The following is a 13,857-nucleotide window of genomic DNA, read 5'->3' as shown; positions in this document are numbered from 1 at the left end:
GTCGTAATGAATGTCGATATTTCCGTAGATCGGACGTGGCAAAACAATTTTTTAAATAGAATTGACGAAGATGGTCCTTGGACAAACTGGGATTTATATCACTTAGCTTATGAAACAGAAAAATCGTTACTTGTTCCTACTTTTGATGGACTACAAGCACCGAAACATTTATCACATTTCACACCGCTTCCTCATCAATTAGAAGTCGCTCAAAATGTGATTGAACAAATGAATGGTAAAGCGATTCTAGCAGATGAAGTAGGTCTTGGAAAAACAATCGAAGCTGGACTTATTTTGAAAGAATACATGGTCCGCGGGCTTGTGAAAAAGGTACTTATACTTGTCCCAGCTTCTCTCGTATCACAATGGGCATACGAGCTGAATACAAAGTTTTTCATTCCCGCTGTAGCACAAAAGAAAAGCTACTCGTGGGAACAAGCTGACGTAATCGTATCATCAATTGATACTGCGAAACGTTCACCACATCGCGATATCGTGTTGAACTTAGAATATGACCTTATTATTATCGATGAAGCACATAAACTAAAAAATAATAAAACAAAAAACTATGAATTTGCACAACGATTAAAAAAGAAGTTTTGTTTATTACTAACCGCTACTCCTGTTCAAAATAAGATTGATGAAATTTTTAACCTTGTTTCTTTATTAAAGCCAGGACATTTAGGCAATCAATCCAACTTTGAAGAATATTACGCTTCCAAAAATCGTTCAGCCGAATCAGATGAAGACTTAAAAGCTCTCATTAACAAAGTAATGGTGCGAAATAGACGACATAATACCGGTATCGATTGGCCGAAGAGACATGTACGTACAATTTTTGTTGAGTTTAATGAACAAGAACAAGCTCTATATAATGATATCGAAAATTGGCGAGGACAAGACGCCTTCACATCTGCTTTCTCATCATTAACTTTAAAACGGGAAGCGTGTAGTAGTCGTGAGGCTGTTTACTATTCATTGAAAAAGCATGTAGAAAAAAGACAGAAAGAAAATGAACATTATATAAAAGATCCACATATCGATGTGCTAATGGACAAAATTAATCATATTCCTTTTAACTCGAAAGCAACTAAAGCTCTAGAGCTTATAAAAGAAATTGACGATAAAGTCGTCATTTTCACGGAATACCGAGCATCACAGATGTACTTACAATGGTTTTTACAACAACACGGTATTTCTTCTGTCCCATTCCGCGGCGGATTTAAACGCGGGAAGAAAGATTGGATGAAGGAACTTTTCCAAAATCGTGCCCAAGTGTTAATTGCAACGGAAGCTGGCGGAGAAGGCATTAACTTACAGTTTTGTAGCCATATGATTAATTATGATTTGCCATGGAATCCAATGCGTCTTGAACAAAGAATTGGACGTATTCACCGTCTTGGACAAAAAAATGATGTTCATATTTATAATTTAGCGACAAAGCACACTGTTGAAGAACATATTTTGAAATTGTTATATGAAAAAATCAATTTATTTGAGCGTGTTATCGGTGAACTGGATGAAATTTTAACGAGAATTAATATGAAAAACATCGACGCGCACATTCAAGAAATATTTGCGCAATCAAAAAGCGAAGGAGAAATCCGAATTAAGATGGAAAACTTAACATCTATTATCGACTTTGCGAAACGAAATGAAGCTGAGGTGCAAGGCTATGCAGCAACATGAAATTCATAATTACTTATACAATTTCTTTGAGGCGAATAACTGTGAAATTTTAGAACGTTCTCCTCATTTATTAGATGTACAGTTAACAATTGAGATGGATAAATTATTAATGAATCGTCCTTTTTATTGGCACTATCTTGAGAAAACAGGAGGCGTACCGAATCCGATGCGCCTTACTCTTATTACAAATCCAGAAAATGAAGAAAACGATGGTGAGCTTATTCACTACGGTTCACCACGTCTACATCAAATTTTCCAAACGACAAAAGAATTAGGCTCATACATACGTTTATATGAGGATGTAAGACATAATGGGGCAACACATACACCGCTCCACCCTTGGCTCGGTATTAATATAAAAGTTTCCTATCAATGTGATCGAAAAAAAGACATCCTTCACTCAATTGGTATTCATCTCATTTCTGGAACAATGATGGCAAACTTTCATGAAACATTAACTAACATTAAACTTACACCAAAAATACCTGATTTTTGTTTTACGCTCTCGCCCATCATTAAACCTCAAAGTGGTTTACAACGCATAGAAGACGCTTTAAAAAATATAATTGCAGAAGATGACCATACGTGGGCGAAAGAAGCAAGAGTGCGTTGGAATCATGATCTAGACCTTTTAAACCGTTTTTATGAAGAAAGTGACGAACTTCCTGAGAGCTATGAGATTGAAAAACAAGCTCTGCAAGAACAGTATGAACCACGTATTACAGTGCAAATTATTAACGGTGGCCTTTTTTATGTTACCGCGAATCATTTTCTATCTTGAAGAAGCTCCTTCTGCTTTAGAAGGAGCCTCTTTTGAGCTATTTTCTACCCTACTCGCTATCGCCACTACGCTCTTGCTGTTTTTTCTGTGCCATACGTTTCTGCTGTGCACGATCCTTTGCGCTCACATGATTTGCATCAGTTGGAAGATTTTCTTTCGAACGTCCAATTCCATTGCTCATCTTTCCCACTCCTTTTTGCGTTTTTCAAAATACATGTTTATTTTCAGCTAGAGTTACAATCCTTATACAAAAAAATAAGAGCAGCCATTGGCTACTCTTACTCGCTCACATATTTTTGAAACATATCATGGATGCCTTTATTTACTAGGTTCGAGATCTGCTCGTCAGATTTATTCGGATAACGATCACGCAATCTGATAGATGCCTTCACCATTAAATTTTCTAATACAGAACGGCCACCTTCTCCATAAATAATTTCAGCATATTTAACAAGCCTTCCATCCTCTACTGTTGCTGGATTATGATTGAAGAAAAATTTACTCATTGTCTCCACCTCTCTCTTTTGATAACGTTTACATTTATATAGATTATTTATGTTATTTATTTCACAATATTGTATGCATGTATATTTAATTAGTTTCATTATAAAGCAACATATCGATAGTAAATATGTGATTTTCCGTCCATTTTGTGAACAAACTAAAAATGAAAGCGTTTCCTTTATTATATACTAAAAAAACTTACTACGCTAGGGGCAATTTTTTTCAATCTACTAATCCCTCAAAAATTGATATATTTTTTCTTTTCCCATTAAACCTTATACAATTTTCAGAAATTATATTATAAAATATATGTATGACTTAAGGAGGCTTTGTATGAATCAAAATAAAAAAGCTATATTAGATCTTGTCTTTTATCTCGTAATCCCATTCCTCATTTGGAAATTTGCAAAACCTTATATCGATCCTTATTACGCGATGTTACTTTCCTCTGTTCCGGGGATTATTTATACACTGTATACCTTTAAAAAAGAAAAACAGTTTAACGTGACAGGGTTCTTTATTTTAATTACACTCATTTCTAATACAACGGTAGATCTATTATCTGGGTCAGCTGAACGAATGTTATGGAACGATGCGTATTATCACATCGTACTCGGTATTATCGTCATATGTACAATTTTTATAAAAAAACCACTTATGTTATATTTCGCAGCAGATATTGCCGCACTTCAAGGTCATGACCGTGATAAAAGTCGTGAGCTTTATCGTGATAGTCGTATATATCCAGCACTGCAATATTTAACGTTATTTTTCGGGCTACAATTTATATTAAAAAGCTTTTTAAAAATTTATTTCATCTCTGTTTTTGGTGTAGATGGCTACGGTGAAATGAGAGCGATTATGACCGCTGTCGGCTGGGGTATTTCTATTTGTATCGGAATAGGGTTCGTATGGGTGAACAATAAAATACATGCCGTTACGGAAGAACAAGAATCCGTGCAGTAAACAAAGATGCCCTAGTGTATTACGACACTAGGGCATCTTTATTTTGCTAGACATATGACTAAAATTTAACTTGATTTTTTTCTTTTACTTTTTACATTTCGATAAAACAAAGCAGCACTCAGCGGCATAACACCAAACCACTTATTCATAAATGGCTCTTTTTCAGCACGGCGTTGTTCTTTCTTTTGTTTTCGATCTTCTTTTGGAGCATCCATATACGACACAAACTGCTGCGTCACAAAGCGAACATAATCATTAGTAGACATATTATCATCACCTCTACTTGATTAGTATGTCCACTTTTTTATACATTAATCTTTTCCTTTAATTCATTCATAATTTGCTTTACAGACTTATTTGTCGTATCGATATGAATATGAGCCTCTTCATAATAAGCTCGGCGTGATTCAAATTTCGTTACAAATGCATCTATATCTTTCTTTTGAAATAGTGGACGTGTCGTATCTTCACGAAGCCTTTCTGCAATTACGTGCGGATCACAATATAAATACACGACAGTTCCGTTCTCTTTCATCCACTTGCGATTTTCCGCTCGTTCAATAATTCCCCCACCAGTTGTAATAATGACATTATGGACTGGTAGCGAACGTAACATTTCGCTTTCATATTCCCGAAAAGCCATTTCGCCTTCTTCGGCAAAAATATTTCGAATTGCCTTCTCTTGCTTCTCTTCGATTTTTTGATCAGTATCTACAACATCCATTTGAAGTTCCTTACTTAACGCTTTTCCAATTGTTGTTTTCCCTGCTCCCATATAGCCGGTTATGTATATAGATTTCATTTTCTGTCCTCTCAATCGTCATTTATTAATTGTTATTATAACGAAAGATGCTACTTTGTTTAATAAAAAAACGTTTTGTTCTTATACTATGAAGAACAAAACGTAACACTCGCTTTTACTTATAAGTACCTCTTCTCACCCACTGCGTTGCAATCCATTTCTCGCCTTTCGTTACAGGTGCCCCTCCGTGTAACGTAAGCTCATTTAGTGATTGATCTTGATAAAAATACTCAAAGTATACTGCCATTCCCTTTCTAGGGTGTACAGAAAGATTTAATTTCGGGAAGTACGTTTCCCCGCCTTCTTCTACATCATTTAAGTACATTACAAGCGTACTAATACGATTGTTAGCAGCTGATCTACTATGTTCCGCAAAATAATCATAGTGTGCTTTATATTGTTGATCCACTTCATAATTTAAAATGTGCAATCCTTCACCATGCGACGCAGGAACATTCATGATAGATGAAATTCGTTTTTCAATCTTTGAAGTAAGTTCATTGTCTTCCAAAAATGCACCGCTACTTGTTCGAATATCATTTACATCACGTGATGAACCAACTTTAGAACGCTTCATTTTATTTTTAGACATTTCAATCAATTCATCACACTCTTCATCACTTAGTACATTTGCTAATACGACAATAAGAGGTTCTTCGAATTTTGAAATAATGTGTATTTCTCTATCTTCTGTCATAATCGTATTTCCTTTATGATCAAAAATAGTTTGTTCCTTATTTTCACCTATTTGATTGTTGTTTGTCATTTCCCTATTCTCCCTAAAAATAATGATTGGATAGCATGAATATATCACATTCTTTCTACCTTTCTCTTTTTTGAGAAAATTTAAACTTTTAATCATTATATTTATCCATTTCTTCTAAAAAATCAATTCAATTTACAATAGAAATCCCTGGTTTTTCTTCGTATTTTTTACATATTATCCTTCTATCCAATCGACTATTTTTCCATCCTTTTTTCTATACCGAAAGCTCACCGTATAGAAAACTTCCTGTTTGAGTGTACACTGCAACGCAACGAGAATTAAATCATTTTCAAAGATATAATTTCCACTCACTTCTCCCTTTTCATACTGAAAGAAAAATGCACCTTCTTTTTCTTTTTGCTGTAAGTCTTTTTTTATATCTGTAATAGATCGGTTAAGCAGTTCATCCAGTAAAAACTTTTGTTCTATTTCTATATAAAAATTTTTATCTGTAAACAACATATTTGTTTCGTATATAAAAAAAGAAGTTAATAAAATAAGAAAGATGAGCGTTCCAGGCATTGTAAACCCATTTTGCCCTCTCATACATTCATTTCCATTTCACTATATCGCATAACTACACCTTCATATATTTTTCCGCTAGTATCTTTCACATTTATAATGAGTACATGAGGTGTTAGTTTGTAAGAAACCGTTCCAATATTTTGTAAAACAACTTCCCTCCCGCGCCTATTTACCTTTCTTATAAGACGACTATTCTCTTTTTCATACGATACTTCACTCCCATTACGCGATCGGAATCGTAAAATACTATCTCCATTTTCAAATGCTAGCTGTTCTCCAGATGATACTTCTCGAAACTCCAATTGCATTTGACCTAAAAATACATCCCACTCCCAATCATTTAATCCTTTTGACTGTTTATTTTCCATTCCAATGAAATGTAGGCGGGGAAAGAGCAAAAAAAATATTGATAATAGAAACAGACATACAATCATTTCTATTAATGAAAAACCAAATTCTAATTTATTTTTTCTCCTACATAAAAGCATTGTTCCATCATTCTGTCTTTCACATCTCTCCACATGGTACAAACTTCATTGCCTCCCCAATATGTGTAATACACAATTCCATTTATATTCTTTTCTATTATTCGCTTTTCTTCATTTCCATACATATATATAATTGCTTCCTTTTTTAATAATCCAGATGCCTTATAACGAATTTGTATATTTTTTCTTTCTTGCATAACTAATACTGTTTGCGGTAGTAGTAACGATACAGCCATCATTAAAACACTTAACGATACAATCATTTCAGCCATTATGGATCCTTTTTGACATTTCACGATACGTAAATCTCCCTCTTCCAAGCTGAAATACAATTTCATATTTATAATTTCTATACGAAATTATAATCGTACCACCTCTATTAATATTTCCACTTGGATTATATGTCATCGGATTTGGAAACGTATGCAAATCAATTTGTATATCTTCTTCATACTCTCGCTTGACGATATAATACTTTGTACCTGACTCTTTTATAGCATACATATTTCTATCTTTATGCCAACGTAATGTATAGTGCTTTTGACGATTTATCGCTAATTGCTGCATATACAAAATATCATTTGAAAACTGTCTCAAAAATTGTTCAACTTTTTGTCGCTCGTATAAAGAATGAACACTAAAATACGTAACTATACTTAATACAGAAATAGCAAATAAAACGAGTAACATTTCTAAAAAAGTAAACCCCTGTTGTTTCACAATGCCCTAATTGATACTGCGCCATCATCTGAAATATGAATAGATTCGCCATTCGGACACTTATCAGTTGTAATATACTTTTCATCCGTCAGTTCTTTTAACGATGGAATTTTATTATGTTGTAATTGATATACTTGTATTTGTGCTTCTATAGATTTCACGTAAGCTGCACACCCTTTTCCTTGGACCGATGAACGCTGTGTAACTACATTCGGAATAATTAATAGTAATAATATAGTTATGACAACCATTACTAATAGCATCTCTAACAGAGTAAATCCTTCCTCATTCTGCATACAAATGCCCCCTAAATAGAATTCATCATTTGAAACATCGGCATAATCATCGCTAAATACATAAGGACAACGATTCCTCCAATACATGTAAATAAAATAGGCTGAATGATAACTAACATATGTTTAATTTTCCGTTCCATCTTTTCCATAATAAGATCGCTATAGTCACCTAATTCAATCGCTAAATTGCCGTTTGCTTGTCCATGCGTAATAACACAAGAAAGTTCTTTCTCGTAATACCCACTTTTAGCAATGATAGATTGTAACTGTTCTCCTCCAATTAATTGTCTTTCAATCCGGCTCGCTTCATATTGAAAGAACGGATGATATCTTTGCTCCATCATTATTGTTAAAGCTTCACATACTGATAGTCCACCATTTAATAAACCACTCAACTGAGTAGCAAAATAATGCGAATGCTTTAAAATAAGAAATGTTTTGATCAGGGGAATACGAAGCATGATTTTTACCTGTCTAATATGTGGAAGTTTCCTAAAATACAACATATATAAACTACATCCAATAATAACAGTTAAAATAGCAGTTAAAATAATGTAAGGTAGCAGTTTTATTGCACTTAAAATTCTTTCTGTAAGTAGTGGTGTATTAGAACCGAACGAACTATAAACCATTTCAACCTGAGGTAATAAGATGAGGTTAAAAATAAAAAGCATGATTAGTAGAAAAAACATCAAAAACATAGGATACTGCATTATTTTCATCATGTCTCTCCTATACTTATCTTTCTTATAAAGAAGTGCACTTCCTTGTTGCAAAGCAAAAGAAATATCACCATGTTGCTCAGCATAAAATAAATAACTTAACATGTCCTGATGAAACTTTAACTGATGAAAAGAATCGTGTAGACTTTTCCCATCTTTTAACCCCTCAATCATGTTCTGCAATTGTACTTTCTTTTCTACAGGTAATTGAAACTGTAAAAATTCTAATGCTTGTAAAAGAGAGTAGCCTTTTTCTAATAATTCTCCTAAACGTTTCAACAATACTACTTGATCACTTAAACTCCAAGTTTTCTTAAACATAAACATCATCTTCTAAAAAACCTAAAGCATATCCTTTTCGTATTGACGATTCTAAAGTCTCATGTTTGTAAGTAACACATTCTCCATCTGCTTCTTTAAGCGCTTGTTTTAACTCATATCCATATAGTATCTCATAAATGCTTGCTTGCCTTACTTGCCTCATTGATTTACATAAAGTTGAGCACTTTCCTCTGCAAAACGGACACTTCAATTCGACAAGTCGCTGTGCAGCTACAGCCAATAAAGACTGTTCAATCTCTTGCCTCGTTATACCATAATCCATGAAACGAATGATTGCTCCTTTCGCATCATTCGTATGCAGCGTTGTCATGACTAAATGTCCTGTCAAACTTGCTCTTATAGCTATTTTTGCTGTTTCTTCATCACGGATTTCACCGACTAAAATAATATCTGGATCATGACGTAAAATAGCCTTTAATCCTGTTTCATATGTGAGACCCGCTTTTTCATTTATTTGAATTTGTAATACATCGTCACTTCTTTTTTCAACCGGATCTTCAAGTGTAATGATGCGACGTGTTTTCTTTTTTCTAATTACCTCTAATAATGCATACATTGTCGTTGTCTTCCCAGATCCAGTCGGTCCAGTAAACACGAGTAGCCCCTGTGAATAGCGTAAAAACGAGAGTAGTTTTGCTGCCGTACTTGGAAATAACGAAAGATGTGATAAGGGCTGAACAGATGCTTGTAAATGAAGGCGAATAACGAGACTTTCTTGATATACTGTTGGAAGTGTTGAAAGGCGTAAATACACTTCTTGTCCGTCAATTTGCAAATACAACGAACCATTCTGTGGCTTCCGTTTCTCTCCTATGTCCATAGATGCTAAAAATTTAAAATGTGAGACAAGTTTTTCTCCAAACTCCTTTTCAATACAATGTCTCGTCATTAAATCTTTTCCTATACGTAGTTGCACCGCTACATCCTTCTGCCGGGGCACAATATGTAAATCTGACGCTTGTACCCTACACGCCTCTTTTAAAATTGTATTCGCAAAAATTTCAATCCCATTCATCACTTTTCCCTCCTTACTATGTATATAGCATGAAAACATGCACAATAAAAATTTGGAATTTTGTATTTTCACTAGAACAAAAAGGAAAAATATGTTTGTGAAATTATGAACAATTTCTGAATTATTGTCTGAAATTACCTATACTCATGTTTATCTGTATTATAATGTTATTATCTTGGATAAAGTGATAAAGGTGGAGATCCTCATGGAACAAGCTTTAAAAATTACAGGTGTTTTAGCTGACCCAACTCGTTATTACATTTATAAATATATTTCGCAAAAACATAGTTACGTAACTGTACAAGAAATTGCAGATGAATTCGATATTCATCCAAACGTAGCACGTTTACATTTATCTAAATTAGAAGATGTTCATATGCTTAAATCGGAAACAAAGAAAACTGGAAAAGGCGGAAGACCAAGCAGATTATATGTCTTATCTGAAGATGTTATTCAATTGCAATTTCCATTCCGTGATTATCAATTGTTAGCAAGAATAGCATTTAATTCTTTACTTAGCCTTGGCGCTGCTGGTGAAAAAGCGCTATACGAAACAGGAAAACAATTCGGGGCCGAATTAATGCAACAACATATGCAACGTTTAAATGTGAGTGAAGATGCTTTAACAGTAGAGCAAAAAGTTCAAATTGCAAAAGAAGCTTTCTCAACAGCCGGCTTATCACCTGCATTTGAATTAAGTGCAGATGGAACAAAAATTTTCTATGATGTACACAATTGTCCATTTAAAGAAGTTGCTGTTCATCATCCAACTGAAATTTGTAACATGCACGGAGATATGATGAAAGGAATTTTTGAAATCCTATTCCCTAACATGGAATTAACTCGACATGATAGTCTATTAGATGGATGTAAATCTTGTAATTATAAACTAACAATTTAATTTCTCATATAAAAAGAAGCCAATAATAATTGGCTTCTTTTTATATGAACGAATATTTACAATAGTAAGAAAAATAAACTATAATGAAAAGAGGTTTTACTTTTTCTAGAAAAGGAGGGAAATGGCATGGATCGCATGTTTCGCGTTCTCGGCTTTTGGACTGGAATTTTCTCGGTTATGTTTTACGTAGGAGATATGCAACAGGCTGCACTACTATTTTTAGGACAAACAGGTTTCTTCGTACTTTTAAGCTATTTAAAATTAACAGAGCGTATGTATATATACGTATTCGGGGCATATTTAACTGTTTTCTTCATAGGATTTACATACTACACGACATTTTTACTTGTCCCTGGGGCTGGACATTAAAAGATGGCATTTTGCCATCTTTTTTTTAATCCCGGAATTTCCTAGTTGACTTATAGGTTTTATTACCTTATATTCTATATAACAGATTGGAATTAGGGGGAATCAACATGAATACACTGCTTGTCGGAATTAACGTTGCAGTCATGCTCATCTTAGTTGGCGTATTATATTATATGCAACGTAAGCATGTATCTTTTAATAAACGTGTATTTACCGCTTTAGGAGTCGGAATTTTATTCGGTCTTATATTACAATTCATTTATGAGCCAACTTCTAAAGTAATTATTGAATCAAATACTTGGTTTGGCTTAATTGGTAACGGTTATGTGAAATTACTTCAAATGATCGTTATGCCACTTATTTTAGTATCTATTATTTCAGCATTTACAAAATTACAGTTAACGAAAAACCTTGGTAAAATTAGTGGTCTTATTATCGGAATTTTAATTCTTACTACAGGAATCGCTGCAGCTGTCGGTATCGCTGCAAGTGCAGGATTTGATGTATCTGCAACAGGCTTGCAACAAGGTGATGCAGAATCTGCTCGTCTGAAACTAGTTGAAGAAAGATTTACTTCTATTGAAAAGACAACAATTCCAGATAAATTATTAGAGCTATTGCCTACAAATCCGTTTCTTGATTTAACAGGCGCTCGTCCAACATCAACAATTTCTGTCGTAATATTTGCAGCCTTTATCGGCATTGCCTTTATAGGTGTAAAACGAAAATATCCAGAACAAGCAGAGCTATTTAAGAAAATGCTTGATGCTGGATATGCAATCGTAATGCGTATGGTAACATTAATTTTACGCCTTACACCATACGGCGTATTAGCTCTTATGGCAAAAACAGTTGCTGGTAGCGACATAAACGCTATTTTAAAACTTGGTAACTTCGTGTTAGCGTCTTACGTGGCACTTATCGTAATGTTCGTTATCCACTTATTATTAATTGCTCTATCTGGTTTAAATCCAATTCAATATTTAAAAAAGGTATTCCCTGTATTAACATTTGCATTCACATCTCGCTCTAGTGCTGGTGCGATGCCATTAAATATTGAAGCTCAAAAAGAAAAGCTTGGTATCTCCGAAGGAATTGCAAACTTCGCAGCTTCATTTGGGGTATCTATCGGACAAAACGGTTGCGCAGGTATTTATCCAGCAATGCTTGCAATGATGGTCGCTCCAACTGTAGGAATTGATCCATTACAACCACAATTTATTTTAACTTTAATCGCTGTTGTTGCTATTAGCTCATTCGGTGTTGCCGGAGTTGGTGGCGGTGCAACATTCGCAGCTTTAATCGTACTATCTACAATGAACTTACCAATCGGTATTGTTGCTCTAGTTATCTCGGTTGAGCCATTAATCGATATGGGTCGTACAGCTCTTAACGTAAGTGGTTCTATGACAGCAGGTCTTATTTCAAGTAAATGGCTTGGTGAATTAGATCAAGATACGTACAATCAAGATGATACAAAAACTGGTGAAATTGCTTCATAATGAAAAAAAGACGCTAACATACAATTGTTAGCGTCTTTTTTATTCCGTTCCCTCTTTATAGATCTTATCTTGAGAATTATCACTCCAAGTATTCTTCTAATTGCTCTTTTAACTCTTCCTCAATCTCATAACAAGATTCATCAGCGAGTTCTCCTACTTTCTTACTACCCAAAATGTTTGATTGAATTGACATTCCTAAAAAGATTCTTTCGCATTTCCAAATTGTAATATCGCGAAATTTAATCATCTCTTTTTCTTCATCTAATATAGCTATAGCAACTGTTGAATAATAACCCACCTCAAAGGGATTTTCTTTTTCTCTTGCAAATCCCATATCTAATTCCATGTTTTTTTCTATGTATAAATGCGAATACTCTTTATACAATTTAAGTGACATTCGCTCTATTTCCTTCTCCATACATTGAATGTTCTCTTTTAACTCCAACGTAAAATCTCTTTCTGTATACTTCATCTCCGCCTCCTTAAACATAGAAAAAGAGAATACAATAATATATTCTCTTTCCTCAAATATATTTCATTATCTCACAGCCCGTCCTTTTCACAAATAACCATTTTGTTCGCACCATTTATGAAATTGTCCTACATCTACTCCAACTAACACGATATCCTTTAGCTCTACATCAATAATTTGTTCTCCAATTACAATAGCAAACTGCGATGCTAATTTTGTCTCGTTTTTCTTTACAATTCCAATTCGGTTCCGATGCGGTCCATCTTTTATATATGCTTTTTGTCCTACAATATCAAAGTTCAAGATTCTCACCTCTTTTACTGCGCTCAAATTGGAAATACGATCTCCACCTCGGAAAATTTCCTTTCATTGCACTATTTCTCTATATATATGACGAAACAATAAAAGAGTCCTTCCTTCTTTACAATTATTTTTTCTTTGTTTCATTTTTGTGATTGAAACGTAAAGTTTATAATAAAATACATTTGGAAGCGCTTTCTATGTAATTTTTTATGTTATAATATAAAAGTAGAACTTCGTAAAGAGGGTTAAAAAAATGAATACAAAAATGATTAAAAAAGTAATTGAAGCATTAAAAGTATATGGCTTTCAGGATGTATCATTCTGTGACAAAACGAGGCAATTTTTATTTCATAACGAAACCGATATTATGAGCGGCTATGCAGAAATAACATATAGTAGTCAATTTGAAAAATTCAACGTACAAATTCATCCAATTGAAACACATCACCAAGCAGAGTTACAAGAGGTTGAAAGACATATACAAGCTTGTATAAGAAAAGTGGAATATTTAAACGCACTTCTTACCGGGCAGACAAAACTAGATGATAAAATTATTATTATGTAAAAAAAGAACGTGATCCAATCACGTTCTTTTTTCCAGAGTGTTGGGAAACCCTTTAGGGGTTCCCAACATTCTGGAATCATTTTGATTTTAGCGAATAAAAACAACATAAAATAATAGAGTTTCAAAAAA

Annotated in this window: 22 protein-coding genes; 8 read left to right on the top strand and 14 right to left on the bottom strand. The window is 33.9% G+C overall.

Annotated features, from left to right (window positions below):
* Positions 1-6: 6 nt before the first annotated feature.
* A complete protein-coding gene (locus ACODS7_RS00110; RefSeq protein ID WP_001100040.1) occupies positions 7-1,689 on the top strand; it encodes a DEAD/DEAH box helicase in 1,683 nt (560 codons plus the stop codon).
* Positions 1,676-2,470 carry a YqhG family protein gene (locus ACODS7_RS00105; RefSeq protein ID WP_001183963.1) on the top strand — a complete coding sequence of 265 codons (795 nt, stop codon included), beginning with the start codon at positions 1,676-1,678 and terminating at the stop codon, positions 2,468-2,470. The genes ACODS7_RS00110 and ACODS7_RS00105 overlap by 14 nt, the downstream gene beginning before the upstream one ends.
* A 49-nt stretch (positions 2,471-2,519) precedes the next feature.
* Here the strand turns inward: ACODS7_RS00105 and ACODS7_RS00100 are convergent, their stop codons facing one another.
* Both ACODS7_RS00100 and ACODS7_RS00095 read right to left on the bottom strand, forming a co-directional pair.
* Complete coding sequence (locus ACODS7_RS00100) at positions 2,520-2,651, bottom strand: hypothetical protein (RefSeq protein WP_000064665.1); 132 nt, start codon at positions 2,649-2,651, stop codon at positions 2,520-2,522.
* Between the two features lie 97 nt (positions 2,652-2,748).
* The gene (locus ACODS7_RS00095) at positions 2,749-2,976 is read right to left on the bottom strand and encodes a hypothetical protein (protein WP_000032702.1); all 228 of its coding nucleotides are present in this window, start codon (positions 2,974-2,976) and stop codon (positions 2,749-2,751) included.
* 73 nt (positions 2,977-3,049) lie between these two features.
* Between ACODS7_RS00095 and ACODS7_RS00090 the strand changes: the two genes are divergently transcribed.
* The gene (locus ACODS7_RS00090; protein WP_003279814.1) at positions 3,050-3,166 is read left to right on the top strand and encodes a hypothetical protein; all 117 of its coding nucleotides are present in this window, start codon (positions 3,050-3,052) and stop codon (positions 3,164-3,166) included.
* A gap of 141 nt (positions 3,167-3,307) precedes the next feature.
* Positions 3,308-3,940 carry a VC0807 family protein gene (locus tag ACODS7_RS00085; RefSeq protein WP_001073111.1) on the top strand — a complete coding sequence of 211 codons (633 nt, stop codon included), beginning with the start codon at positions 3,308-3,310 and terminating at the stop codon, positions 3,938-3,940.
* Positions 3,941-4,005: 65 nt separating this feature from the next.
* Here the strand turns inward: ACODS7_RS00085 and ACODS7_RS00080 are convergent, their stop codons facing one another.
* The 10 genes from ACODS7_RS00080 to comGA form a co-directional block, all read right to left on the bottom strand.
* Positions 4,006-4,206, bottom strand: coding sequence for a YqzE family protein (locus ACODS7_RS00080; RefSeq protein ID WP_000106083.1), 201 nt, complete (start codon positions 4,204-4,206; stop codon positions 4,006-4,008).
* A gap of 38 nt (positions 4,207-4,244) precedes the next feature.
* Positions 4,245-4,742 carry a shikimate kinase AroK gene (gene aroK, locus ACODS7_RS00075; RefSeq protein WP_000836655.1) on the bottom strand — a complete coding sequence of 166 codons (498 nt, stop codon included), beginning with the start codon at positions 4,740-4,742 and terminating at the stop codon, positions 4,245-4,247.
* A 115-nt stretch (positions 4,743-4,857) separates the two neighbouring features.
* Positions 4,858-5,508 (bottom strand): 2OG-Fe(II) oxygenase, encoded by a 651-nt coding sequence (locus tag ACODS7_RS00070; RefSeq protein ID WP_000183863.1) that lies wholly within the window; start codon positions 5,506-5,508, stop codon positions 4,858-4,860.
* A 174-nt stretch (positions 5,509-5,682) separates the two neighbouring features.
* Positions 5,683-6,054, bottom strand: a complete 372-nt coding sequence (gene comGG, locus ACODS7_RS00065; RefSeq protein ID WP_016080292.1) for a competence type IV pilus minor pilin ComGG — start codon at positions 6,052-6,054, stop codon at positions 5,683-5,685.
* Positions 6,051-6,521, bottom strand: a complete 471-nt coding sequence (comGF, locus tag ACODS7_RS00060; RefSeq protein WP_029443294.1) for a competence type IV pilus minor pilin ComGF — start codon at positions 6,519-6,521, stop codon at positions 6,051-6,053. The genes comGG and comGF overlap by 4 nt, the downstream gene beginning before the upstream one ends.
* Positions 6,491-6,793 carry a hypothetical protein gene (locus tag ACODS7_RS00055; RefSeq protein WP_016080290.1) on the bottom strand — a complete coding sequence of 101 codons (303 nt, stop codon included), beginning with the start codon at positions 6,791-6,793 and terminating at the stop codon, positions 6,491-6,493. The genes comGF and ACODS7_RS00055 overlap by 31 nt, the downstream gene beginning before the upstream one ends.
* Positions 6,786-7,241, bottom strand: coding sequence for a competence type IV pilus minor pilin ComGD (gene comGD / locus ACODS7_RS00050; protein ID WP_000813141.1), 456 nt, complete (start codon positions 7,239-7,241; stop codon positions 6,786-6,788). The genes ACODS7_RS00055 and comGD overlap by 8 nt, the downstream gene beginning before the upstream one ends.
* Entirely contained in the window at positions 7,238-7,537 is a 300-nt protein-coding gene (comGC, locus tag ACODS7_RS00045; RefSeq protein ID WP_001178687.1) for a competence type IV pilus major pilin ComGC, read from the bottom strand. The genes comGD and comGC overlap by 4 nt, the downstream gene beginning before the upstream one ends.
* An 11-nt stretch (positions 7,538-7,548) precedes the next feature.
* A complete protein-coding gene (gene comGB, locus ACODS7_RS00040) occupies positions 7,549-8,580 on the bottom strand; it encodes a competence type IV pilus assembly protein ComGB (protein ID WP_029443295.1) in 1,032 nt (343 codons plus the stop codon).
* A complete protein-coding gene (comGA, locus tag ACODS7_RS00035; protein WP_029443296.1) occupies positions 8,573-9,616 on the bottom strand; it encodes a competence type IV pilus ATPase ComGA in 1,044 nt (347 codons plus the stop codon). Before comGA ends, comGB begins: the two co-directional genes overlap by 8 nt.
* A 205-nt stretch (positions 9,617-9,821) precedes the next feature.
* On the opposite strand from comGA, the gene ACODS7_RS00030 reads away from it, so the two are divergent.
* The 3 genes from ACODS7_RS00030 to ACODS7_RS00020 all read left to right on the top strand — a co-directional run bounded on the left by ACODS7_RS00030 (position 9,822) and on the right by ACODS7_RS00020 (position 12,388).
* A complete protein-coding gene (locus tag ACODS7_RS00030; protein WP_000434107.1) occupies positions 9,822-10,517 on the top strand; it encodes a helix-turn-helix transcriptional regulator in 696 nt (231 codons plus the stop codon).
* 126 nt (positions 10,518-10,643) lie between these two features.
* The gene (locus ACODS7_RS00025; RefSeq protein WP_000375619.1) at positions 10,644-10,886 is read left to right on the top strand and encodes a DUF2626 domain-containing protein; all 243 of its coding nucleotides are present in this window, start codon (positions 10,644-10,646) and stop codon (positions 10,884-10,886) included.
* Positions 10,887-10,993: 107 nt separating this feature from the next.
* Positions 10,994-12,388, top strand: a complete 1,395-nt coding sequence (locus tag ACODS7_RS00020) for an L-cystine transporter (RefSeq protein WP_029443297.1) — start codon at positions 10,994-10,996, stop codon at positions 12,386-12,388.
* Between the two features lie 79 nt (positions 12,389-12,467).
* Here the strand turns inward: ACODS7_RS00020 and ACODS7_RS00015 are convergent, their stop codons facing one another.
* Positions 12,468-12,860: a hypothetical protein gene (locus ACODS7_RS00015; RefSeq protein WP_029443298.1), complete on the bottom strand. Its 393-nt coding sequence runs from the start codon at positions 12,858-12,860 to the stop codon at positions 12,468-12,470.
* A gap of 87 nt (positions 12,861-12,947) precedes the next feature.
* Complete coding sequence (locus ACODS7_RS00010) at positions 12,948-13,163, bottom strand: DUF3912 family protein (RefSeq protein WP_001008326.1); 216 nt, start codon at positions 13,161-13,163, stop codon at positions 12,948-12,950.
* A 253-nt stretch (positions 13,164-13,416) separates the two neighbouring features.
* Between ACODS7_RS00010 and ACODS7_RS00005 the strand changes: the two genes are divergently transcribed.
* On the top strand, positions 13,417-13,728 hold the full coding sequence (locus ACODS7_RS00005; protein ID WP_001093240.1) for a hypothetical protein: 312 nt from the start codon (positions 13,417-13,419) through the stop codon (positions 13,726-13,728).
* Positions 13,729-13,857: the final 129 nt, after the last annotated feature.

It is taken from the genome of Bacillus sp. FG16, from assembly GCF_057809515.1.
The sequence above is the reverse complement of the archived record's forward strand: the minus strand, read 5'-3'. Positions and strand labels throughout refer to the sequence as shown.

Bases quoted from the DNA above. Each gene is read 5' to 3' on its own strand.
- ACODS7_RS00110 (WP_001100040.1), top strand. From the start codon at position 7: ATGAATGTCGATATTTCCGTAGATCGGACGTGGCAAAACAATTTTTTA.
- ACODS7_RS00105 (WP_001183963.1), top strand. From the start codon at position 1,676: ATGCAGCAACATGAAATTCATAATTACTTATACAATTTCTTTGAGGCG.
- ACODS7_RS00100 (WP_000064665.1), bottom strand. From the start codon at position 2,651: ATGAGCAATGGAATTGGACGTTCGAAAGAAAATCTTCCAACTGATGCA.
- ACODS7_RS00095 (WP_000032702.1), bottom strand. From the start codon at position 2,976: ATGAGTAAATTTTTCTTCAATCATAATCCAGCAACAGTAGAGGATGGA.
- ACODS7_RS00090 (WP_003279814.1), top strand. From the start codon at position 3,050: ATGCATGTATATTTAATTAGTTTCATTATAAAGCAACATATCGATAGT.
- ACODS7_RS00085 (WP_001073111.1), top strand. From the start codon at position 3,308: ATGAATCAAAATAAAAAAGCTATATTAGATCTTGTCTTTTATCTCGTA.
- ACODS7_RS00080 (WP_000106083.1), bottom strand. From the start codon at position 4,206: ATGTCTACTAATGATTATGTTCGCTTTGTGACGCAGCAGTTTGTGTCG.
- aroK (WP_000836655.1), bottom strand. From the start codon at position 4,742: ATGAAATCTATATACATAACCGGCTATATGGGAGCAGGGAAAACAACA.
- ACODS7_RS00070 (WP_000183863.1), bottom strand. From the start codon at position 5,508: ATGACAAACAACAATCAAATAGGTGAAAATAAGGAACAAACTATTTTT.
- comGG (WP_016080292.1), bottom strand. From the start codon at position 6,054: ATGAGAGGGCAAAATGGGTTTACAATGCCTGGAACGCTCATCTTTCTT.
- comGF (WP_029443294.1), bottom strand. From the start codon at position 6,521: ATGCTTTTATGTAGGAGAAAAAATAAATTAGAATTTGGTTTTTCATTA.
- ACODS7_RS00055 (WP_016080290.1), bottom strand. From the start codon at position 6,793: ATGGCTGAAATGATTGTATCGTTAAGTGTTTTAATGATGGCTGTATCG.
- comGC (WP_001178687.1), bottom strand. From the start codon at position 7,537: ATGCAGAATGAGGAAGGATTTACTCTGTTAGAGATGCTATTAGTAATG.
- comGB (WP_029443295.1), bottom strand. From the start codon at position 8,580: ATGTTTAAGAAAACTTGGAGTTTAAGTGATCAAGTAGTATTGTTGAAA.
- comGA (WP_029443296.1), bottom strand. From the start codon at position 9,616: ATGAATGGGATTGAAATTTTTGCGAATACAATTTTAAAAGAGGCGTGT.
- ACODS7_RS00030 (WP_000434107.1), top strand. From the start codon at position 9,822: ATGGAACAAGCTTTAAAAATTACAGGTGTTTTAGCTGACCCAACTCGT.
- ACODS7_RS00025 (WP_000375619.1), top strand. From the start codon at position 10,644: ATGGATCGCATGTTTCGCGTTCTCGGCTTTTGGACTGGAATTTTCTCG.
- ACODS7_RS00020 (WP_029443297.1), top strand. From the start codon at position 10,994: ATGAATACACTGCTTGTCGGAATTAACGTTGCAGTCATGCTCATCTTA.
- ACODS7_RS00015 (WP_029443298.1), bottom strand. From the start codon at position 12,860: ATGAAGTATACAGAAAGAGATTTTACGTTGGAGTTAAAAGAGAACATT.
- ACODS7_RS00005 (WP_001093240.1), top strand. From the start codon at position 13,417: ATGAATACAAAAATGATTAAAAAAGTAATTGAAGCATTAAAAGTATAT.